This is a genomic window from Xanthomonas sp. LMG 12460 (assembly GCF_009192895.1).
GTDB lineage: Bacteria > Pseudomonadota > Gammaproteobacteria > Xanthomonadales > Xanthomonadaceae > Xanthomonas_A > Xanthomonas_A sontii.
Map to the genome: position 1 here is coordinate 22,854 of NZ_NKUH01000078.1, position 21,592 is coordinate 44,445.

15 protein-coding genes are annotated in these 21,592 nt (G+C 71.6%); 10 read left to right on the forward strand and 5 right to left on the reverse strand.

What is annotated here, in order from left to right; all coding sequences use genetic code 11:
- Nucleotides 1-405: 405 nt before the first annotated feature.
- Complete coding sequence (locus tag CEK66_RS15400; protein ID WP_152237487.1) at nucleotides 406-729, reverse strand: cupin domain-containing protein; 324 nt, start codon at nucleotides 727-729, stop codon at nucleotides 406-408.
- Nucleotides 726-1,349, reverse strand: coding sequence for a cysteine hydrolase family protein (locus CEK66_RS15405; protein ID WP_152237488.1), 624 nt, complete (start codon nucleotides 1,347-1,349; stop codon nucleotides 726-728). Before CEK66_RS15405 ends, CEK66_RS15400 begins: the two co-directional genes overlap by 4 nt.
- A gap of 92 nt (nucleotides 1,350-1,441) precedes the next feature.
- Between CEK66_RS15405 and CEK66_RS15410 the strand changes: the two genes are divergently transcribed.
- The 4 genes from CEK66_RS15410 (at nucleotide 1,442) to mdtD (ending at nucleotide 5,449) form a co-directional block, all read left to right on the forward strand.
- Nucleotides 1,442-2,395 carry a helix-turn-helix domain-containing protein gene (locus tag CEK66_RS15410; protein WP_152237489.1) on the forward strand — a complete coding sequence of 318 codons (954 nt, stop codon included), beginning with the start codon at nucleotides 1,442-1,444 and terminating at the stop codon, nucleotides 2,393-2,395.
- Between the two features lie 63 nt (nucleotides 2,396-2,458).
- Nucleotides 2,459-2,713, forward strand: coding sequence for a WGR domain-containing protein (locus CEK66_RS15415; RefSeq protein ID WP_010344159.1), 255 nt, complete (start codon nucleotides 2,459-2,461; stop codon nucleotides 2,711-2,713).
- Between the two features lie 10 nt (nucleotides 2,714-2,723).
- Nucleotides 2,724-3,791 carry a uroporphyrinogen decarboxylase gene (gene hemE, locus CEK66_RS15420; protein WP_152237490.1) on the forward strand — a complete coding sequence of 356 codons (1,068 nt, stop codon included), beginning with the start codon at nucleotides 2,724-2,726 and terminating at the stop codon, nucleotides 3,789-3,791.
- A 227-nt stretch (nucleotides 3,792-4,018) separates the two neighbouring features.
- A complete protein-coding gene (gene mdtD / locus CEK66_RS15425) occupies nucleotides 4,019-5,449 on the forward strand; it encodes a multidrug transporter subunit MdtD (protein ID WP_017911167.1) in 1,431 nt (476 codons plus the stop codon).
- Between the two features lie 236 nt (nucleotides 5,450-5,685).
- Here mdtD and CEK66_RS15430 read toward each other — a convergent pair whose 3' ends face one another.
- A complete protein-coding gene (locus CEK66_RS15430; protein ID WP_226978630.1) occupies nucleotides 5,686-9,288 on the reverse strand; it encodes an ATP-binding protein in 3,603 nt (1,200 codons plus the stop codon).
- Between the two features lie 68 nt (nucleotides 9,289-9,356).
- Nucleotides 9,357-12,923 carry an ATP-binding protein gene (locus CEK66_RS15435; protein WP_152237492.1) on the reverse strand — a complete coding sequence of 1,189 codons (3,567 nt, stop codon included), beginning with the start codon at nucleotides 12,921-12,923 and terminating at the stop codon, nucleotides 9,357-9,359.
- Between the two features lie 231 nt (nucleotides 12,924-13,154).
- On the opposite strand from CEK66_RS15435, the gene CEK66_RS15440 reads away from it, so the two are divergent.
- Genes CEK66_RS15440 through CEK66_RS15450 form a run of 3 tightly spaced genes read left to right on the forward strand, consistent with a single transcriptional unit; the run spans nucleotide 13,155 to nucleotide 14,968 of the window.
- Nucleotides 13,155-13,823, forward strand: coding sequence for a YceI family protein (locus CEK66_RS15440; protein ID WP_152237493.1), 669 nt, complete (start codon nucleotides 13,155-13,157; stop codon nucleotides 13,821-13,823).
- Complete coding sequence (locus CEK66_RS15445) at nucleotides 13,820-14,386, forward strand: cytochrome b (protein WP_017907780.1); 567 nt, start codon at nucleotides 13,820-13,822, stop codon at nucleotides 14,384-14,386. Before CEK66_RS15440 ends, CEK66_RS15445 begins: the two co-directional genes overlap by 4 nt.
- Nucleotides 14,387-14,398: 12 nt before the next feature.
- On the forward strand, nucleotides 14,399-14,968 hold the full coding sequence (locus CEK66_RS15450; protein ID WP_152237494.1) for a YceI family protein: 570 nt from the start codon (nucleotides 14,399-14,401) through the stop codon (nucleotides 14,966-14,968).
- A gap of 77 nt (nucleotides 14,969-15,045) precedes the next feature.
- Here CEK66_RS15450 and CEK66_RS15455 read toward each other — a convergent pair whose 3' ends face one another.
- Complete coding sequence (locus tag CEK66_RS15455) at nucleotides 15,046-15,285, reverse strand: glutaredoxin family protein (protein ID WP_017913647.1); 240 nt, start codon at nucleotides 15,283-15,285, stop codon at nucleotides 15,046-15,048.
- An 87-nt stretch (nucleotides 15,286-15,372) separates the two neighbouring features.
- On the opposite strand from CEK66_RS15455, the gene CEK66_RS15460 reads away from it, so the two are divergent.
- From CEK66_RS15460 to CEK66_RS15470, 3 genes are all read left to right on the forward strand, one after another.
- Entirely contained in the window at nucleotides 15,373-16,755 is a 1,383-nt protein-coding gene (locus tag CEK66_RS15460; RefSeq protein ID WP_017913648.1) for an L-serine ammonia-lyase, read from the forward strand.
- Nucleotides 16,756-16,950: 195 nt separating this feature from the next.
- A complete protein-coding gene (locus tag CEK66_RS15465) occupies nucleotides 16,951-19,956 on the forward strand; it encodes a ligand-binding sensor domain-containing diguanylate cyclase (RefSeq protein WP_226978631.1) in 3,006 nt (1,001 codons plus the stop codon).
- Nucleotides 19,957-20,024: 68 nt separating this feature from the next.
- A complete protein-coding gene (locus CEK66_RS15470; protein WP_152237496.1) occupies nucleotides 20,025-21,029 on the forward strand; it encodes an alpha/beta hydrolase in 1,005 nt (334 codons plus the stop codon).
- The last annotated feature ends 563 nt before the right edge of the window (nucleotides 21,030-21,592 follow it).

Below are 21,592 nucleotides of genomic sequence, written 5' to 3' on the forward strand. Positions count from 1 at the left end.
AGACAGTGACCCGACCCAGGCCGCACGCCCTGCGTGGCGTTTGATAAGCGCTCGCGCGACGACGTGGCGCGCGCAACGACATGACGTCGTCGGAAATGGCAGCAGGCCGCGCGGGATCCCGTCCCGCGCCGACGTTTGGGTGCTGCCCAGGGAACCGCCCATCGCTCTGGCTTCGCATGCCGGCCGCGTCCGCACTCGTGGTGATTGGCGATGCCGTGACACCAGGATCTCTGTGCGCACGCAGCGGCATAGCCTGTCCCAATGACGCCAGATCGCCAGTGATGGCTCCGTGATAGAACGCACATCAGAACGCTCAGCGTGCTTCGCCCTGTACACGCGTCATCGACGGCGGCACGTCCCGGGCGCTATCGAAGCCCCCGCCGGTCAGGAGCGGATCCCGAACGCTCACGGACTGCCGTCGCGCTCCACCACCAGCACCCGCGCCGGACCCTGCGGGTGCGCCACGTGCTCGGTGCCTTCCGGCGCATGGAACACGTCGCCGGCTTGCAGCAGCGCCGCCTGCTCGATGCCCTGCACGCGCCAGCGCATCTGCACCTGTCCATCCAGCACCACGAATACTTCCGCACCGTCGTTGACGTGCCAAACGTACGATTGGTCCGTCCAATGGATGCGCACGCCGATCCCGTCCAGCAGCGCCACCGGCAGCGCCTCCCAGGCGCGGCTGCCGGTGAAATCGCGCGCACGCAGCACCCGCGGCACGCCGCTCATGCCAAGTCCCGCGCGCGGCGGTTGGACTGCAGCACGTTGTCGCGCGGCAGCGGCTGCCCTGCCTGCACCGCCGCGATCCACTGCGCGGTGTCGGCGACCGCGGCGAAGTTGCTGTGGAACACCACCCCGAACACCCGATGGATCTCCTCGGCGCTGGCCTGGCCGGCGGCGTTGGCATACGGCAGCGCGCCGCTGGCGTCGCCCAGCACTTCCACCGCCAGCCCGCGATGGAAGGCCTCGTACACGGTGGAGGCGTTGCAGTTGTGGGTCATGTAGCCGACCACGGTCAGCGTGTCGATCGCGTGCTGCTGCAGCCAGTCGGCCAGGTCGGTATCGGCGAACACGCTGGGCCGGGTCTTGCGCAGCAGATGCGCATGCGGCCGCGCGGCGACCTGCGGGTGCAACGCCCAACCGGCGCTGCCGTCGGCGAACACCGGCGCCTGCGCGGGCGCGGTGTGCTGCACCACCAGCACCGGCACGCCGTGCGCCTGCGCCGCGTCCATGGCCTGCAGGATGTGGGGCAACGACTGCGCCACCGGCGGATGCGCAATGGGCAGCGCGCCGTCGAAGTACTCATTCTGGACATCGATGACCAGCAGGGCGCGGCGGGGAGAAGACATGCGGTGGCTCCGGGGCGAAGGAGCGGCAAGTGTCGGCGGCCGCACCCGTGCCGACGAGTGGCCCGAAACACCGTTTTCGCTAAAATCGGGCCATGTCGCCGCATCGCATCGCCGTGGTCGCCTTCGATCGCATCAGTCCCTTCCACCTGGCGGTGCCCTGCCAGGTCTTCGAAGCGCGGCCGGACACCGACCTGCCGGCCTTCGACCTGCGGGTATGTTCGGCCGACCCGGGTCCGCTGCGCACCGACGCCGGCTTCGCCATCCAGGTGCAGCACGGCCTGGAGGCGCTGAACGGTGCAGACACGGTGATCGTGCCGTCCTGGCGCGATGCCGCCGAACCGGCACCTGCGGCGCTGCGCCAGGCGCTGCGCCGCGCCCACGCCGCCGGCGCGCAGGTGGTCGGGCTGTGCCTGGGCACCTTCGTGCTGGCCGACGCCGGCCTGCTCGACGGCCGCCCCGCCACCACCCACTGGGCGGCGCTGGCGCGCTTTGCGCAGCGCCATCCGCAGGTGCGGCTGCAGCCGGACGTGCTGTACGTGGACGACGGCGACGTGCTGACCTCGGCCGGCACCGTCGCCGGCATCGATTGCTGCCTGCACCTGGTGCGGCGCCGCCATGGCGCCGCCGTCGCCAACCGCATCGCCCGGCGCCTGGTGGTGGCGCCGCACCGCCAGGGCGGGCAGGCGCAGTACGTCGAACAGCCGCTGCCGGCCAGCCGCCGCGACGCCCAGTTGGGCCCGACCCTGGACTGGATGCTGCAGCGCCTGGACCAGCCGCTGCGCCTGGACGCGCTGGCCGCGCACGCGCGGATGAGTCGGCGCAGCTTCACCCGGCAGTTCCGCCAGGTGACCGGGACCACCGTGGTGCAGTGGCTGGCGCACCAGCGCCTGGTCCGCGCCCAGCAACTGCTGGAGCGCACCGACCTGCCGCTGGAGCGCATCGCCGCCGACTGCGGCTTCGGCAGTGCCGGCGCGCTGCGCCTGCAGTTCACGCGCGACCTGGGGTTGCCGCCGTCGGCGTATCGCCGCGGCTTCCGTGCCGGCTGAGCGGCCGCTGCGTTCCGCCGACCGGGCCACGTCGCCTGCACCGGCACCCGCTACAATCGGCACATGCGCGTCTTCCTCCAGCAACGCCCCGACGGCAACGAGCCGCCACGCTACCTGCAGCTGACCCTGCAGCCGGACCTGCTCGGCGGCTGGGAACTGTTGCGCGAGAGCGGCCAGATCGGCGGCCGCGCGCAGCTGCGGCGCGAGCTCTACCTGCAGCAGGAAGACGCCAACGCCGCCTTCGAGAAAGCCCGCGACGCCCAGCTCAAGCGCGGCTTCCAGGTCATGTTCACCCGTGGCGCCGACGCGCCGCGCTAAGGAATCCCCCATGCTCAAGAACGACCGCCTGCTGCGCACGCTGCGCCGCGAGCCCGTGGACCAGACCCCCGTGTGGCTGATGCGCCAGGCCGGGCGCTACCTGCCCGAGTACCGCGCCACCCGTGCCCGCGCCGGCAGCTTCCTGGCCATGGCCAAGACCCCGGAGCTGGCCTGCGAAGTGACCCTGCAGCCGCTGGCGCGGTTCCCGCTGGACGCGGCGATCCTGTTCTCGGACATCCTCACCATTCCCGATGCGATGGGCCTGGAGCTGTACTTCGTCGAAGGCGAAGGCCCCAAGTTCCGCCACCCCGTGCGCGACGCCGCGGCGATCGCCCGGCTCGGCGTGCCGGACATGGAAACCGAGCTGCGCTACGTGATGGACGCGGTGCGGGTGATCCGCCGCGAACTGGACGGCAGCGTCCCGCTGATCGGCTTCTCCGGCAGCCCCTGGACCCTGGCCTGCTACATGGTCGAGGGCGGCGGCAGCGACAACTACGCGCGGATCAAGGCGTTGGCGCTGAACGACCCCGCGGCGCTGCACCAGCTGCTGTCGGTCAACACCGACGCGGTGATCGCCTACCTGGCGGCGCAGCGCGCGGCCGGTGCGCAGGCGCTGCAGGTGTTCGACACCTGGGGCGGCGTGCTGAGCCCGGCGATGTACCGGGAATTCTCCCTGCCCTACCTGCAACGCATCGCCCGCGAACTGGCGCGCGGCGACGGCGCCGAGCGCACCCCGCTGATCCTGTTCGGCAAGGGCAATGCGCCCTACCTGGAAGAGCTGGCCGGCTCCGGTGCGGAGGGCGTGGGCGTGGACTGGACCATCGACCTGGCCGACGCCGCGCGCCGTACCGGCGGCCGCGTCGCCCTGCAGGGCAACCTCGACCCGGCGATGCTGTACGGCGCGCCGGAGGCGATCGACCGCGAAGTGCAACGCGTGCTGCGCAGCTATGCCGACGGCAACGGCGGCTCGCTGGACGGCCATGTGTTCAATCTCGGTCACGGCCTGTCGCCGGACATGCAGCCGGAGCATGTCGGGGCATTGGTGGCGGCGGTGCAGCGGCATAGTCGGCGCGCTTAAGAGCCGGGATTGGGGATTGGGGAGTCGGGATGCACAGCTGACGCTTGGCGTGCGCTCGATCTCCTGCCTGGGAGCGTCTGCAAGGCGCCGTCCAACCCTGCGTCGATAGCGCTGATCGTTGATCGCTGAGCGCGCGCTGCATCGCAAGCGCGCAACGCGCGCAACTGCACGACACGGCGACGCGATCTGCGCGATCCTATCGCCCCCTCGCGTCGCCCTGCGTGCCGATGTCCGCGCCCTCCTCCGATCCGATCGCCGTTCCCAACGCGCGCAGTTTCCGTCCGCTGCTGTGGCTGGTGTCGCTGGCCATCTTCATGCAGATGCTGGATGCGACCATCGTCAACACCGCGTTGCCGGCGATGGCGCGCAGCCTGGGCGAGAGCCCGCTGCAGATGCAGTCGGTGGTGTTCAGTTACGCGCTGGCGGTGGCGATGTTCATTCCCGCCTCCGGCTGGATCGCCGACCGCTACGGCACCCGCCGCACCTTCCTGGCCGCGATCGTGCTGTTCACCCTCGGCTCGCTGCTGTGCGCGGCGGCGCCGCGGCTGCCGTATCTGGTGGCCGCGCGGGTGCTGCAGGGGATCGGCGGCGCGATGCTGCTGCCGGTGGGCCGGCTGGCGGTGATGCGCTCGGTGTCGCGGGCGCAGTTCCTCAGCGCGATGAGCTTCATCGCCATCCCCGCGCTGATCGGGCCGCTCGTTGGCCCGACCCTGGGCGGCTGGCTGGTGCAGGTGGCGTCCTGGCACTGGGTATTCCTGATCAACCTGCCGATCGGCGCGATCGGCTTCGCCGCGGCGCTGAAGATCATGCCGGACTTCTACGGCGAGCAGCGCACCCGCTTCGACCTGATCGGCTACGCGATGCTGGCCTTCGGCATGGTCGCGCTGTCGCTGGCGCTGGACGGCATCTCCGAGCTGGGCCTGCGCCACGCCTTCGTGATGCTGCTGGCGATCGCCGGGCTGGCGGCGCTGATCGGCTACTGGCTGCACGCGGCCAACGCGGCGGCGCCGCTGTTCCCGCTGCATCTGTTCAAGGTCGCCAGCTTCCGCATCGGCATCCTCGGCAACCTGTTCTCGCGCGTGGGCAGCGGCAGCATGCCGTTCCTGATCCCGCTGCTGTTGCAGGTGGGCCTGGGCATGAGCCCGATGAACGCCGGGCTGATGATGATCCCGGTGGCGCTGGCCGGCATGGCCTCCAAGCGCGCGGCGGTGAAGCTGGTGGAGCGCTTCGGCTACCGCCGCGTGCTGATGACCAACACCGTGCTGGTCGGCACCGCGATGGCCAGCTTCCTGCTGTTCGACGCCGGCCAGCCGCTGGGCTGGCGGTTGCTGCAGCTGGCGCTGTTCGGCGCGGTCAACTCGCTGCAGTTCACCGTCATGAACACGGTGACCCTGCGCGACCTGGACCGCGACCAGGCCAGCGCCGGCAACAGCCTGCTGTCGATGGTGATGATGCTGGCCACCGGCTTCGGCGCCGCGGCGGCCGGCAGCCTGCTGGCCGCGTTCAACACCCATCTCGGCGACACCCACGGCGCCACCGCGGCGCTGCATGCGACCTTCGTCTGCGTCGGCGCGATCACCCTGACCTCGACCCTGATCTTCTGGCAGCTGCCGGATACGCGGCCGTTGCCGAAGCAGGTGGAGGAAGTGGCGGAGTGAGGCCGGGACCCGGGACCCGGGACCCGGGACCCGCAAAAGCCTAGAACGGAGCGCTTTTGGCTGTAAGGGCGAAGCCGCTCCTGTAGCGACACCGCACCGCACACCGGCTACGTGCGCTCGCCGTTGCCGCCGCTCTCTCCGGGTCCCGGGACCCGGGACCCGCAAAAGCCTAGAACGGAGCGCTTTCGGCTGTAAGGGCGAAGCCGTTTCTGTAGCGAAACCGCACCACGCACCGCCTACGTGCGGTCGCCGTTGCCGTCGCTCTCTCCGGGTCCCGGGTCCCGGGTCCCCGGTCCCGGCTTTCCCTCCACCGCATCGGCCAGCATCTCGCCCGTCACCGGCTTGCGCAGGAACCCGCTGAAACCGGCGGCACGCGCCTGCGGCTCGGCGTCGGCGTCGGCACGGGCGGTGACCGCGATCAGCGGCATGCCGTAGCCGAAGGCGCGCAACTGCCGCGCCAGCGCCAGGCCGTCCAGGCCGGGCAGGTCCAGATCGAGCAGGGCGATGTCGAACGTGCTGGCCGCCGCTTCGGTCAGCGCGGCCAGCGCGTGCGCGGCGTGGGTGACGTGGTGGCCGCGTGCGCGCAGCAGGCCGCCGACCACTTCGGCCACGGTCGGATCGTCTTCGACCAGCAGGATCCGCCGCGGCGCCGCGGCACTGGCGGACGCGCGGGCGTCGCGTGGCGCCTGCGGCAGCGGCTCGGGCACCCACGGCAACGGCAGGTCGACCACGAAGCGGGTGCCGGCGCCGAGGCGACTGCGCAGTTCGATGCGCCCGCCCATCGCCACCGCCAGTTCCTGGCTGATCGCCAGGCCCAGGCCACTGCCGCCGTAGCGTGCGGCGGTACGCGGCCCGTCGGCCTGCTCGAAGCGCTGGAACAATCGCGCCTGCTGTTCGGCGTTGATGCCCGGCCCGGTGTCGGCGACCTCGAAGCGCACGCCCTGCTGCGGCTGTAGCGGCGCCACCCGCAACTGCACGCTGCCGTGCTCGGTGAACTTGATGGCGTTGTTGAGCAGGTTCAGCAGGATCTGCCGCACCCGCGTGGCGTCGCCGCGCGCGGTGACCTGCGGCGGCATGGCGTTGTCCAGGGCGAAGACCAGCCCGCGGCTGCGCGCCATCGGCCCCATCATGGCCTCCAGTTCGGCGATCAGCCGGCCCAGGTCGAACGGCTGCTGTTCCAGTTCCAGGCGCCCGGCCTCGATCCGCGCCAGGTCCAGCGCATCGTTGACCAGGCGCAGCAGGTGCGAGCCCGCGTCACGGATCGATTCGGTGTAGCGGCGCTGCCTGGTGTCCAGCGGCGTGGACAGCAGCAGTTCGCTCATGCCCAGCACCCCGGTCATCGGCGTGCGCACCTCGTGGCCGAGCGTGGCCAGGAAGCGGGTCTTGGCCAGCGAGGCCTGCTCGGCCACCTCCTGCTTGTGCACCGCCAGCTGCCAGGCGGCGCGCCGGCGCAGCCGCCGCCGGTACAGGTACGCGAGCAACCACAGCGCCAGCACCGCCAGCACCGCCAGCCCGGCGATGCCCCAGGGGCTGCGCCACCACGGCGGCAGGACGCGGAAGTGCAGGCTGACCACGTTCGACCAGACCTTGTCGGCGGTACGCGCCTGCATCTCCAGGGTGTAGTGGCCCGACGGCAGCCGCGAGAACAGACGCTCGCCGCTGGCGCCCACATCGACCCAATCCGGGTCGTAGCCGCTGAGGCGGAAGCGGTAGGTGTTGGCGTCGGTGTCGGAGAACGACAGCAGGCGCGCGACCACGTGCAGATCGCGGTCGCCTTCCTGCAACACGATGCGGTCGGCGTGCAGCAGGTCGAGCCCGCGCTCGCCGCGGCGCACGCCGATGCGCTCGATCACCAGCGGCGGCTGCCGCCGCGACGGCACCACCTGCGACGGCTCGAACAGCACCACGCCGTCCGGGGTACCGCCGAGGATCTGCCCGCTGCGCGCCTGCACGAGGGTGCGGATCTGGAACTCCTGGTTGGGCAGGCCATCGTGCACGCCGTAGGAGCGGATCGCCTTGCTCGCCGGATCGACCCGGATCAGCCCGCGCACGCTGCTCAGCCAGGCCACGCCGCTGGCATCGACCACCAGGCCGTTCGGCGCCAGCGCCGGGAACTCCTGTTCGGCGTCGATGCGGTCGAGCAGGCTCAGCCGGCTGCCGTCCCACAGATAGCGCTCCAGGCAGCCGACGCTGGCCAGCCAGACCACGTTGCCGTCGCTGATCGCCAGGGCGCTCAGCGGGCGCTGCGGTGCGCCGGGCACCGCTTCGAACCGCGCGCGCTCCGGGCTCCAGGCAAGCAGGCCGTGCTGCCCCAGCAACCAGGGCTGGCCCTGCGGCCCGAGGCTGGCCTCCTGCACGGTCAGATCCGCAGGCAGGCCGGCGCTTCCCGGCGCCATGGTGCGCAGCACGTGGCCATCGAGGTCGCGCACCTGCACGCCGGTGATGTCGCTGAAGATCCAGACGTGACGGTCGCTGCTGAAGACGATCCGATCCACCTGGTCCATCATCGGCGCATCGGCCCCGGCATCCTTGCCCCAGCGCCGGACCTCGCCGCTGGCCGGGTCGTAGCGCAGCACCGCCCCCGCGGCCGCCGCCCACAGCCGGCCCTGCGGGTCTTCGGCGATCGCCCGCGCCCAGTCCAGACCGAACATCGCGCGCATGTGCCGATGCACGGCGCCGGTGGCCGGATCGAGCTTGTCCAGCACGCCACGCGTACCGGCCAGCCACACGCCGCCGTCGCGGGAAGCGGCGGTGGCCAGCACGTAGGGGTTGCCCATCGACTCCGGGTCGTCCACCCGATAGGACAGCACCGAGAACTGCTGCCAGTTGGCCGGCAGGTGCCACAGCCCGGCATTGCCGCTGGCGAACCACAGGCCGCCCTCGCGATCCTCGAAGGCCAGCGACCAGTTCGGCTTGACCAGTCCGTGCGCGGAATTGCTGTACAGCGGCACGTTGCGGATCACCCCGGACTCGCTCTCGCGGCCCAGCCCGTCCATGGTGTCGAACCAGCGCGTGCCGTGGCGGTCGTGGACCAGCATGCCCAGCACGCTGTCGCCGGGCATGTTGCGCCAGTACGGCTCCACCACGCTGGCGTCGGCGCGCAGCAGGCGCACCCCGCCCAGGGTGGAGACCCACAGCGTATCGTCGCGCTCGGGCGTCAGCCCCTGCACCTCAGGTCGCGGCAGCGCGTCGGCGGCGACGCGCCGGAAATCGTGGCCGGTCCAGCGCGCCAGGCCGCCGCGGGTGCCCACCCACAGGGTGCCGTCCGGCGTGGTCGCCAGATGGGTGACGCTGGCCGAAGGCAGGCTGCGCGCGTCGCCGGGGATCGGCATGAAGCGGCGCAGGCGGCCGTCCGGCTGCAACTGGTGCAGGCCGCCGGCGGAGGTCCCGAACCAGACGCTGCCGTCCGGCGTGGACGCGATGGACCACACGGTGGTGGAGCCGATCTGCGGATAGGTGCTGCGATCGTAATAGCGGAACTGCCGGCGATCGGCCGAGAGCATGCCCAGGCCGGCGCCGTCGGTCCCGAACCAGACCCGGTTCTGCGCGTCGACGTGCACCGACCAGATCTTGTTGTGGTGCAGGCCGTCCTCGATCCGCCAGATGCGGTAGCCGCGTCCGTCGAAGCGCGCCAGGCCATCGCTGCTGGCCAGCCACAGGTAGCCGAGCTTGTCCTCGGCGAAGCCATTGATGCTGTTGGACGGCAAGCCGTCGGCCACGGTCAGTTGGCGCGGCTGCGGCGTCGGCGGCACTGCCGCGCCGACGACCGCGGACCACGCCAGCAGCAGCCATCCCAAGATCCGTCTCGACCGCATCGCCTCTGTCTCCCCGACGGGCATCCGTCCCGCGCCACCGGCGCCATCGTCGGCGATAAGCGCCGGCGCTGGCAACCGCGTCCCGCATCGACTCAGAGCGGCGGTGGCGCCCCGTCCAGCACCGCGTCGATGGCCCCTTCCAGCATCTGCCCGGTGACCGGCTTGCGCACGAACCCGGCGAATCCGGCGGCGCGCGCGGCGGCCTCGGCCTCGCCGTCGGAGCGCGCGGTCACCGCCAGCAGCGGGAAGCCATGGCCCAGCGCACGCAACTGCCGCGCCAGCGCCAGGCCGTCGAGCGCCGGCAGGTCCAGGTCGAGCAGGCCGATGTCGAAGCTGCCCTGGCTGGCTTCGGTCAGCGCCTCCAGGCCGTGCGCGGCCCAGGTCACCTGATGGCCGCGGCCGCGCAGCAGTTCGACCATCACCTGGGCCACGGTCGGTTCGTCCTCGACCAGCAGGATGCGCAGCGCGGTGCGCGCGCGCGGTGCCGGCACCGGGACCGCCGTCGGCTCCTGCGCCGGACGCCAGCGCAGCGGCAGGCCCACGCGGAAACGCGCGCCGTGCCCCAGCCGGCTCTCGACCTGGATGCGCCCGCCCATCGCCATCGCCAGTTCCTGGCTGATCGCCAGGCCCAGGCCGCTGCCGCCCTGGCGCACCGCGGTGCGCGGGCCGTCGCCCTGTTCGAAGCGCTGGAACAGCCGCGCCTGCTGCTCGCTGCCGATGCCCGGGCCGGTATCGGCCACCTCGATGCACAACCCCTGGCCGTCCTGTCCCGGCGCCACCTTCAGCGCCACTGAGCCGCTGCTGGTGAACTTGATCGCGTTGCCGAGCAGGTTCAGCAGGATCTGCCGCACCCGCAGCGCATCGCCTTCCACCGTGGTCGCGCCGGGCATGCCGTCGTGCAGATCGAAGCGCAGCCCGCGCGCCTGCGCCAGCGGCGCCATCAGGTTGACCACTTCGGCGATCAGCGCCTGCAGCGCGAACGGCTGCGACTCCAGGCGCAGGCGCCCGGCCTCGATCCGCGCCAGGTCCAGCGCATCGTTGACCAGGTGCAGCAGGTGGGTGCCGGCGCGGCGGATCGACTCGGTATACCCACGCTGCTTCGGATCCAGCGGCGTGGCCAGCAGCAGTTCGCTCATGCCCAGCACCCCGGTCAGCGGGGTGCGCACCTCGTGGCCGAGCGTGGCCAGGAAGCGAGTCTTGGCCAGCGAGGCCTGCTCGGCCAGTTCCTGCTTGTGCAGGGCCAGTTCCCAGGCGTGCTGGCGGCCCAGGCGGCGCCGGTAGGCGCGCAGCGACATCAGCAGCAGCAGGCCGGCCGCGGCGAGCAGCCCGACGATGCCCCAGACGCTGCGCCACCACGGCGGCTGCACCCGGAACGGCAGGCGCAGCGTCGGCGACCAGGCGCCGTTGCGGGTGCGCGCCTGGATCTCCAGCACCTGCGCGCCATCGGGCAGCTGCGGCAGGGTGCGTTCGCCGCTGGCGCCGGTGCTGACCCAGTCGCGGTCGTAGCCCGGCAGGCGGAACCGGTAGACGATGTGTTCCGGATCGATGTAGGACAGCAGCCGCACCGCCACGCGCAGGTCGCGGTCGTCCGAGCGCAGGGTGAAGTCGCCGCGCGTCGGCAGCGTCAGCAGTTGTGGGCCGCGCCGCACCTGCACGCTCTCCATGCTCAGCGCCAGCGGCACCGGCACCGGATCCGGCTGCTGCGTGTCCAGCAGCGCCACGCTGCCGTCCGCGGCGGCCGCCACCAGCACGCCGTCGGCGGTCATCAGCAGGCCGCGCCGCACCAGTTCCTGGCTGCCGAGTCCGTCGCGGGTGCCGAACGCGCGCACCGCCGGCGTGCGCCGCGGATCGACCCGGAACAGGCCACGGCGCATGCCCAGCCAGGCGCGCCCCTGCGAATCGGCGACCAGCGCGCTGGACTCGGTGGCCGGCAGCCCGTCGGCCACCGCGTAGCGCTGGCTGCGCTGCCAGTGCGCACCGGTGCGCCGCCACAGTTCCAGCCCGGACAGCCGGTGCACCCACAGCGTGCGCGCGTCGGCGAAGGCGAACGACTGCACCTTCTCGCCGGCCAGCTCCGGCGGCGTGCGGAACTGCCCGGCCGCGCCGTCCCAGTGCTGGAACTGTTCGGCGGCGACCCACGGCGTGCCGTCCGGCGCCATCGCGAATGCCGCGATATCGGTGCCGGCCAGGCCGTGCTGGCCGCCGGGGAGGTTCTGCAGCACGTGGCCGTCGCCATCGCGCACCTGCACGCCGTAGCCCGGCGCGGCGATCCACAGCCGCTGGCGTGCGTCCAGTTGCAGCCAGGCCAGCGTGCCGTCCGGAATCGGATCGGCCTCGCCGGCGGCGCGGGTCCAGCGCTGCAGGGTGCCCCCGTCCAGCGGGCCGCGCAGCAGCGTGTTGCTGCCCCCCATCCACAACGCCCCGCGCGGGTCGTCCAGCACCGACAGCAAGCGCCCGCTGGGCGCGCCGTTGGCCCAATGCGGCGCGCTCAGCGCACCGCTGGTGGTGTCGAGGCGAAACACGCTGGCGCCGGAGCCGAGCAGCCACACGCCGCCGGCGCGGGCCGGCGCCAAGCCGACGTACTGATCGGCGGGCAGGCCCTGCGCGGTGCCCAGCACTGCCAGGCGGCGCCAGTCCGGACGCAGGTAGCCCAGGCCGCGCGTCGGCAGCGGCACCCACAGGCCGCCCTCGCGGTCGCGCAGCACGGTCTCCACCACGCTGGCGCCGGACACCGCCGCGCCGCCGGTGTCGACCCGCCGCGCCGGCCCATCAGCCGGCTTGTGCCACAGGCCTTCGCCGTTGCCGAGCCAGTAGCCGCCGGCGCCGTCCTCGGCGATCGCGTTGGCGGCGCGATGCAGCGCACCGATCCAGTCCGCACGCAACCAGCGTCCGGCACGGTCGCGCCGGAACAGGCCGGTGTTGCCGCTGAACCACAGGCCATCGCTGAGCCGGGTGATCGACATGATCACCTGCTCCTCCTGCGGCAAGCCGTCGTCGATGCGGTAGGCGCTGGCGTGGCGGCCGTCGTAGCGCACCAGGCCCTTGAAGGTGCCCACCCACAGCACCCCGGCATCGTCGAAGGCCAGGGTCAGCACGGCGCTGTCGAGCAGCGCGTCCACCGCCGGATCGCCGGCGCGGATGCGCTGCACGCGGCCGTCGCCGCCCAGCCGGTACAGGCCGCCGCGGTAGGTGCCGAAGTACACCGCGTCGCCGCGGCTGGCGATGGCGAACACGTCGTCGCTGCGCATCGCCGGCTGCGTGGCCATGTTGAAGTGGCGGAAGCCGCGCCGGTCCGCGCCGAGCATGCTCAGGCCGCCACCCTCGCAGGCCACCCAGATGCGGTCGCGCGCGTCGATGTGCAGGTCCTGCACGTAGTTGCAGCGCAACGAGGCGGGATCGGCCGGATCGTGGCGCCAGACCCGGAACTCGCGCCCATCGTAGCGGGCCAGGCCGTCGCCGCTGGCGATCCACAGATAGCCGTCGCGGTCCAGCTGCAACCCGGAGATATCGCTGGACGGCAGCCCCTGCTCGCCGGAGAACACCCGGAAGCGCGGCAGTTCCGGCACCGCGGCACTGGCATCGGCGCACACGGCGGCCAGCGCCAACAGACAGGCCAGCCCCCAGCAGCGCCACCGGCGTGGGGGATGCGGGATGGGCATGGACATCGGCTCCGGCAAAGGACGTCGGCGGATGAACACCGGCGCACTGCCGGGGCCGGACGCGCGGCGCGCCCGCTCCGTATGCCGCTAGTCGCGGCAGCGTTCTTATACCCCGCGGCCGCGGAAAAATCACACCTGCCACCGCGCGCAACGAACCGTTACGCGCCGCAGGTACGCAGCCGGCCCGGACTGTGACTAGAATCCGGCGACCTCCCAGCGCGGCCCCGCTCCATGTTCAGACCCTCTCTCGTGGCCCTCCTGCTGGCCTTGCCGGGCGCCGCCCTGGCCGCGCCGGCGCAGTACGCGCTGGACCCGGTGCACACCCGGGTGCTGTTCGCGATCGAGCACGCCGGATTCTCCAAGGCGCTGGGCACCGTGTCCGGCAGTACCGGCACCCTGGTGTTCGACCCGGACGACTGGCGCAGCGCACGGCTGCAGGCGCGGGTGCCGTTGCAGCGGCTGGACCTGGGCGACGAGAAGTGGAACCGCGCCGCGCTGGCGCACAACCTGCTCGACGGCGAGCACTACCCGGAAGCGCAGTTCGTCTCCACCCGTGTCGAGCCGATCGACGCGCAGCACGCCAAGGTGATCGGGCAGCTGACGCTGCACGGCGTCACCCGCGAGGTGACCCTGGACGTGACCCTGAACGCAGTGAAGCGTCATCCGCTGCCGCCGTTCCGTCGCACCGCCGGCTTCTCCGCCACCACCACGCTGCAGCGCGCCGACTTCGGCATCAGTTCCTGGCCGTCGGTGATCGGCGGCACGGTGGAGCTGCGCATCGAGGCCGAGGCCACCCGCGAGGGCGCCGCCAAGGCCGAACCGGATCCGGCGCCGGGCACCCCGCCTGCCGCTCCCACCGACACCCCCACCGCGCCGGCGGCGCAGGACGGCACGCCATGAGCGCCCGCAATACCCCCGACCGCTGGGGCAGCGTCAGCCAGACCCTGCACTGGCTGATCGCCGCCCTGATCCTGCTGCTCGGCGTGGTCGGCCTGACCATGGGCGAACTGCCGAAGACGCCCAAGTATTTCTGGGTCTACACCGCGCACAAGTCGCTGGGCCTGACCGTGCTGGCGCTGGTGATCGTGCGGCTCGGCTGGCGCCTGTACGCCGGCGCGCCCAAGCCGGTGCCGGGCACCCCCGGTTGGCAGGAACGCATCGCCGACGCCACCCACGCCTTGTTGTACGTGATGATCTTCGCCATCCCGCTGTCCGGCTGGCTGTACGACTCCGCCAGCGGCCTGCGCCCGTTCCGCTGGTTCGGCCTGGTCGCGGTGCCCAAGCTCAGCGCCCCGAACGAGCACCTGCGCGATCTGTCGCACACCGTGCACGAATGGGGCTTCTGGCTGCTGATCGCGGTGGTCCTGGCGCATGCCGGCGCGGCCTTCTACCACCACCTGTTCCAACGCGATGCCACCCTGGCGCGGATGTTGCCGCGCGGCTGGCTCACCCCCAAGTCCTGAGGAGCTGTTTCGATGTCGACCCGTTTCGCGTCCCCCGCCGCCGTCGCCGCCAGTCTGGTGGCCCTGCTCGCCGCTGCCCCCGCGGTGCAGGCCGCGGACTATGTGCAGGCCCCCGGCTCCACCCTGGTGTTCGCCAGCAAGTACGACGGCGAAGTGTTCACCGGCCAGTTCCCCGGGTTCGACACCAAGCTCAGCTTCGACCCGGCCAACCTGGCCGGCGCCAAGCTCGACGTCACCATCCCGCTGGCCGGCGCCAAGAGCGGCAACAACGACCGCGACTCCACCCTGCAGGGCGCGGATTTCTTCGACGTGGCCAAGTTCGCCACCGCGCACTACCGCGCCGACAAGTTCCGCGCGCTGGGCGACAATCAGTTCGCCGCCGACGGCACCCTGGAACTGCGCGGCGTGTCCAAGCCGGTGACCCTGACCTTCACCTGGACCCCGGGCGCGCAGCCGGTGCTGGCCGGCAAGGCCACGGTCAAGCGCCTGGACTTCGGCGTGGGCGGCGGCGACTGGGCCGACACCAAGACCATTCCCAACGAAACCGCGATCAGCACCAAGGTGGTGTTCAAGGCGAAGTGATTCGCCACAGGCCGCGGGCGCGCGGCCGCTGAGCGGCGGATTTCCTCGTCGGGTCCGCCGCTTTTTTTATGCGCGGCTCACGCGCATTCGGCCGACGCCGCCAGCCAGGCGCGCACGCCGGCAACATCGAACGGCCAGTCCAGCTCGCGCCCGTCCGCAGCGCGCAGCACCGGCACGCGCACCCCGTAGCGCGCCTCCAGCGTCGCGTCGTCGTCGATGAACACGCTGTCCGGCTCGGCCACGCGCGCCTGCGCCAGCACCTGCAGAGCCTGGTCGCACAGATGGCAGTCGTCGCGCTGGTACAGGGTCAGGGACATGCTCGCGTCCTATGCTGCGCTGCGGACCTGGGCCGCGCGCCGGAAGCATAGAATAGACGGTCTTTCGCCCACCCCCTCGGCACGCGCATGGCTGTCAGCACCTTCGACCTGTTCAAGATCGGCATCGGGCCGAGTTCCTCGCACACGGTGGGGCCGATGCGCGCCGCCGAGCGCTTCGTGCACCGCTGGCTGTTCGACCAGGGCCGCCTGCAGGACGTGGTGCGCCTGCGCGCCGAAGTGTTCGGCTCGCTGGCCCTGACCGGGCGCGGCCACGGCACCGACAAGGCGGTGCTGCTGGGCCTGGAAGGCCAGCGCCCGAACCTGATCGATCCGGACATCATCCCCGGTGCGCTGGAGCGCATTCGCAGCAGCAAGCGCATCAACCTGCTGGGCCGGCACGAGATCGCCTTCGACGAGAAGCGCGACCTGGCGATGAACAAGCGACAGAAGCTGCCTTACCACACCAACGGCATGCGCTTCACCGCCTACGCCGCCAACGACGAAGTCATCGCCACGCGCGACTACTACTCGGTCGGCGGCGGGTTCGTGGTCAACCAGGACGACGCCGCCGACGACCGCATCGTCGCCGACGAGACGCCGCTGCCCTACCCGTTCAAGAGCGGCGACGAGCTGTTGGCGCAGGCCGCGCGCAGCGGCCTGAGCATCGCCGCGCTGATGTTCGAGAACGAGAAGTGCTGGCGCAGCGAGGACGAGATCCGCGCCGGCCTGCGCGAGATCTGGGGCGCGATGCAGGCCTGCGTGACCCGCGGCATCCGCGAGGAAGGCACCCTGCCCGGCGGCCTGCACGTGTCGCGGCGCGCGCCGGCGCTGTACCGCGAGCTGTCGTCCAAGCCGGAAGCGGCGATGCGCGATCCGCTGACCACGCTGGACTGGGTCAACCTGTACGCGCTGGCGGTCAACGAAGAGAACGCCGCCGGCGGTCGCGTGGTCACCGCGCCCACCAACGGCGCGGCCGGGATCATCCCGGCGGTGCTGCACTACTTCGACCGCTTCTGCCCCGGCGCCGACGAACAGCGCGTGTTCGACTTCCTGCTCACCGCTGCGGCGATCGGCATCCTGTACAAGGAAAACGCCTCCATTTCCGGCGCCGAGGTCGGCTGCCAGGGCGAGGTCGGCGTGGCCTGCTCGATGGCCGCCGGCGGCCTGGTCGCCGCGCTCGGCGGCAAGCCGGGGCAGATCGAGAACGCGGCCGAGATCGGCATGGAGCACAACCTCGGCCTGACCTGCGACCCGATCGGCGGCCTGGTGCAGATCCCGTGCATCGAGCGCAACGCGATGGGCGCGGTCAAGGCGATCAACGCCAGCCGCATGGCGATGCGCGGCGACGGCAAGCACAAGGTGTCGCTGGACAAGGTGATCCGCACCATGCGCGACACCGGCCGCGACATGCAGGACAAGTACAAGGAAACCAGCCGCGGCGGGCTGGCGGTGAACGTCATCGAGTGCTGAGCCAGCCCGATGGACGCTGGCCCGGGTGATCACCAGCGTCCTCGCTGCCGCGCGCATCAAGATCCGCGTGGCGTTGCCGCTAACGACAGAGACGTCGGCCGATCCGGCATGGGCATGCGATTGCGGTTTCCACACGCCTCCTGGCGCCTGCTGGCGCTACAGCTGGCCATGCTCTCGACGGCGTGGAGCGCATGTGTGCCGCAGGCGCGGGCACTGCAGCCGGACAAGCAGTTCCATCACTACGAGCGCGAAGGCTGGGGGCTGGACCAGGGCCTGCCGCAGCTGAGCGTGCAGGCGTTCGCCCAGGACCGTCAGGGCTATCTGTGGATCGGCACGATGGGCGGGCTGACCCGCTTCGACGGCGTGCGCATGACCTCGTTCAACGAGGGCGCGCCGGCGCACCTGCCCGGCAACCTGATCAAGGCGCTGCACGCGGACGCCGCCGGCACGCTGTGGATCGGCACCTACCGCGGCCTGTCGCGCTACCGCGACGGACGCTTCACCACGCTGCTGCCGCAGGACCCGCAGGCGCCGTTGCTCAATATCGAAGCGATCGCGACCGACGCGCACGGCAGCGTACTGGTCGCGGCGCAGGATGGCGTCTACGCGGTGCAGGGCGATCGCCTGCAGCTGCGCCACCGCATCGCCGGCGGCGCCTACACGCTGCTGCCGCGCGCCGACGCGCTGTGGGTGGGCACGCGTGGCGCGGTGCTGCGCTTCGTCGCCGGCCAGGACGCGCCGGAGTCGCTGGCACTGCCGCAGGAGGCCGGCGCGACGCCGGTGCAGCATCTGCTGGAGGCGCAAGGCACGCTCTGGGCCGGCACCCGCGACGGCCTGCTGTTGCGCCGCGACGGGCGCTGGCAATGGCTGCCCGATACCGCCGCGACGAGCCGGCGCGCCGTGCAGGCCCTGTTCGAGGACAGCGACCGCAACCTGTGGGTGGGACAGCCCGGCGCGCTGCTGCGCGTGCGCGATGGCGCCATCGTCGAACGCAACACGGAAAACAAGCCGAACGTCGGCGTCAACGCCATCTTCGAGGACCGCGAGCGCAACCTGTGGCTGGGCAGCAGTTGGAACGGCGCCACCCGGCTGTGGAACGGCTGGACCCGGCGCTACAGCACGCACGAAGGGCTGGACGACGCGCTGGTGTGGACCCTGGCGCGCGATCCGGACGGATCGCTGTGGGTCGGCACCGACAGCGGCCTGTCGCAGCTGCGCGATGGCCGCTACCAACCGCGCCTGAGCCTGGCGCAGTTGCACAACGAGGCGCCCTATACCTTACTGGCCGAACCCGGCCAGCTGTGGATCGGCACCCGCCATGGCGCCGCCCTGTACCGCGACGGCCGGCTCATCCAGCCGGACTGGCTGGCGCCGCTGCGCGACCTGCAGATCAGCGGCATCGTCCGCGATCGCGCGCAGCGGCTGTGGTTCGCCAGCACCGACGGCCTGTTCCGCGCCGACGGCACGCGGCTGCGCCGCTACGGCACGGCCGAGGGCCTGCGCGATCCGCGCGTGCGGCTGATCCACGAGACCCGCGACGGGCGCCTGTTGATCGGCGCGCAGTCGGGCCTGTACGCGCTGCGCGACGAGCGCTTGGTCGCGCTGGCGCCGCCGGGCTCGGCGCTGGCCAGCGCCGATGTCACCGCGATCCACGAGCTGCCCGGCGGGCAATGGCTGGTCGGCACCCTCAACGAGCAGTTGTGGCTGTTCGACGGCGCGCACTGGTACGCGTTCGGGGAACAGGATGGGCTGCCGGTGAACGCCGCGTTCTTCATCGCCGACGACGGCCGCGGCGCGATCTGGGTGGCCGGCCTGCGCGGGGTCTACCGCGTGCGCCTGGCCGACCTGCTGCGCCATGCGGCGTCGCCGCAGGCGCCGCTGAACGCCGAACTGATGCTCACCGAGCGCGCGCAGCGCCATGGCGGCGTGCAGGGCATGTGCTGCAACGGCGCCGGCAACGGCAAAGGCTTCATCGAGCGCGGCGCGCTGTGGCTGCCCAGCCGCGACGGCGTGGTCGCGCTCGACACCGCCGGCATCGTCAAGAATCCGGTGGCGCCGCAGCCGGTGGTGGAGCGGGTGCGTGCGCTGGGCCAGTGGCTGACGCCGCAGGCGCTGCCCGCACCGCTGCCGGAAGGCGCGCGCGACCTCGACTTCGAGTTCACCGCCGCCTCGTTCCAGGCGCCGCAGAACGTCGAGCTGCGCTACCGCCTGCTCGGCTACGACCGCGGCTGGCGCACCCTCGACGACATCCGCCAGCGCGCGGTCAGCTACACCAACCTGCCCGGCGGCGACTACGTCTTCGAAGTCACCGGCAGCAACAACGCCGGCGTGTGGGCGGCCGCGCCGGCGCGGCTGCCGCTGCGGATCGCGCTGCGCTTCCAGGAAACCCCGTTCTACAGGCTGCTGCTGACGCTGGGCGCGTTCGCCCTGCTGCTGTGCGCGGTGGCCCTGGCGCGGCTGCACAACCGGCGCCAGCGCGACATCCTCGAACGCCAGGTGCGCGAGCGCACCCAGGCGCTGCAGGCGGCCAACCAGCGCCTGCAGGAGGCCAGCTTCACCGACGAACTGACCCAGTTGCGCAACCGCCGCTACCTGTCGCTGCACATCCCCAGCGACATCGCGCTGTACCGGCGCATGGCCGCCAACGACGAGGACATGCTGTCCTCGGGCATGCTGTTCGCGCTGATCGACATCGACCACTTCAAGTCGATCAACGACAGCGGCGGCCACCACACCGGCGACGCGGTGCTGCAGCAGATGGCGCAGTTGCTGGTGCGGCTGACCCGCGAAAGCGACTACGTGGTGCGCTGGGGCGGCGAGGAGTTCCTGCTGGTGCTGCGTTCGGCGCCGCGCGAGAACCTCACCATGGCCGCCGAACGGCTGTGCCGCTCGGTCGCCGCGCACCCCTTCGTGCTCGACCACGGCCGCCAGGGCCGGGTCACCTGCTCGATCGGGCTGGCGGAATTCCCGTTCGTGCACGACCCGGACAACCTGCTCGGCTGGGAACAACTGCTGGTACTGGCGGACCGTGCGCTGTATCAGGCCAAGGCCAAGGGCCGCAACGGCTGGGCGGCGTACCGGCCGGTGCTGGGCGCGCAGGCCGAACAGGTGCTGGCCGCGCTGCAGGAACCGCTCGCGCGGATGCAGCACCACGCCTGCCTGACCCTGGTGCACAACGGCGGCAGCCTGGCGCCCGTGTAACGCGTTGACGCCTGGCAAGAGCAGGCCGGGCTAAGGTCGTGGTCCATCACGCCTGTCGCCCTGCTCCCATGCGCCACTGCCTGCTGCTCGCCGCCCTCGCCCTGTCGCCACTCGCCTCCGCTACCGATGCGCCGCCGCGCTACGGCGCGCAACTGGAAGGCTTCGCCTATCCCTATCCGGTGCACTGGTACCGCTTCGACTCGCAGCGCCAGCCGCTGCAGATGGCGTACATGGATGTGGCCCCGACCGGCACGCCGAACGGCCGCACCGTGGTGCTGCTGCACGGCAAGAACTTCTGCGCGGCGACCTGGGAATCGACCATCGCCGCGCTGGTGGCACAGGGCTATCGGGTGCTGGCGCCGGACCAGATCGGCTTCTGCAAGTCGAGCAAGCCGCAGGCCTATCAGTTCAGCTTCGCGCAACTGGCGGCCAATACCCATGCGTTGCTGCAACAGGCCGGCGTGCGCCGCGCCGCGATCGTCGGCCATTCGATGGGCGGCATGCTCGCCGCGCACTACGCGCTGCAGTACCCGCAGGACGTGAGCCAGCTGCTGCTGGTGAACCCGATCGGGCTGGAGGACTGGAAGGCCGCCGGCGTGCCGTGGCGCAGCGTCGACGACTGGTACGCCAAGGAGCGCAAGACCGACGCGGCTTCGATCAAGCAGTACCAGCAGACCGTCTACTACGGCGGACAGTGGAAGCCCGAGTACGACCGCTGGGTGAGCATGCAGGCCGGCCTGTACGCCGGTCCCGGCGGCGACCGCGTGGCCTGGAACCAGGCGCTGACCTCGGACATGGTGTTCAACCAGCCGGTGGTGCAGCGCTTCCCGCAACTGCGCGTGCCGACCACCCTGTTCATCGGCCAGCGCGACCGGACCGCGATCGGCAAGGACCTGGCGCCACCGGCGCTGGCGGCGACCCTGGGCGACTACCCGGCCTTGGGCAAGCGCGCGGCTGCGGCGATTCCCGGCGCGCGCCTGGTCGCCTTCGACGACCTCGGCCATTCGCCGCAGGTGGAAGCGCCGCAGCGCTTCAATGCGGCCTTGCTCGAGGCGCTGGGCACGGCGCCCTGAGCGCACGCGCCCGCAACAGGTCCGGTGACTGATCCTGCACGGCGGCGCGAACGCGTCTTGCCGCGAAATCTCTCGGGTCGTCGCGGCAGCATTGACAAGCAGCGCGCGCTGCACGTATCCGCTCGGCGGTGTGCCTCCCGCCCTGCACCACGCACGCTTCGGTGCACTCGACACACCCGCACTGCACCGCAGCATCGAACAATCATGAAAACGTTGTCATCGCAGCAATCCTGGATCTGTCTCGCATTCGTCGGATTTGTCGGTTGACAACGTTGTCTTCTCGTTCGGACCCTGCGCGTGCCCGGTCCGCGTGCGAGTCAAACGACGTCGGCGCCACGCGTCTCCAAGCCCCCGGGTGATCGGACTCAAGGAACCAGATAGCGGCTCACCGCCGCTCCTCAGTCGCGCTACCTACCGCATCGGAGGCGTCACCATGAACACGAAATCCGCCGGATCGTGGTTGCTGTTCTGTTGTCTCGTCCTGGCCGGCCTCGTGCCCGGCCAGACCTGGGCCGCCGCGTGCAGCGGCGTCGCCGCCTGGAACCCTGCCACCATCTACGCCG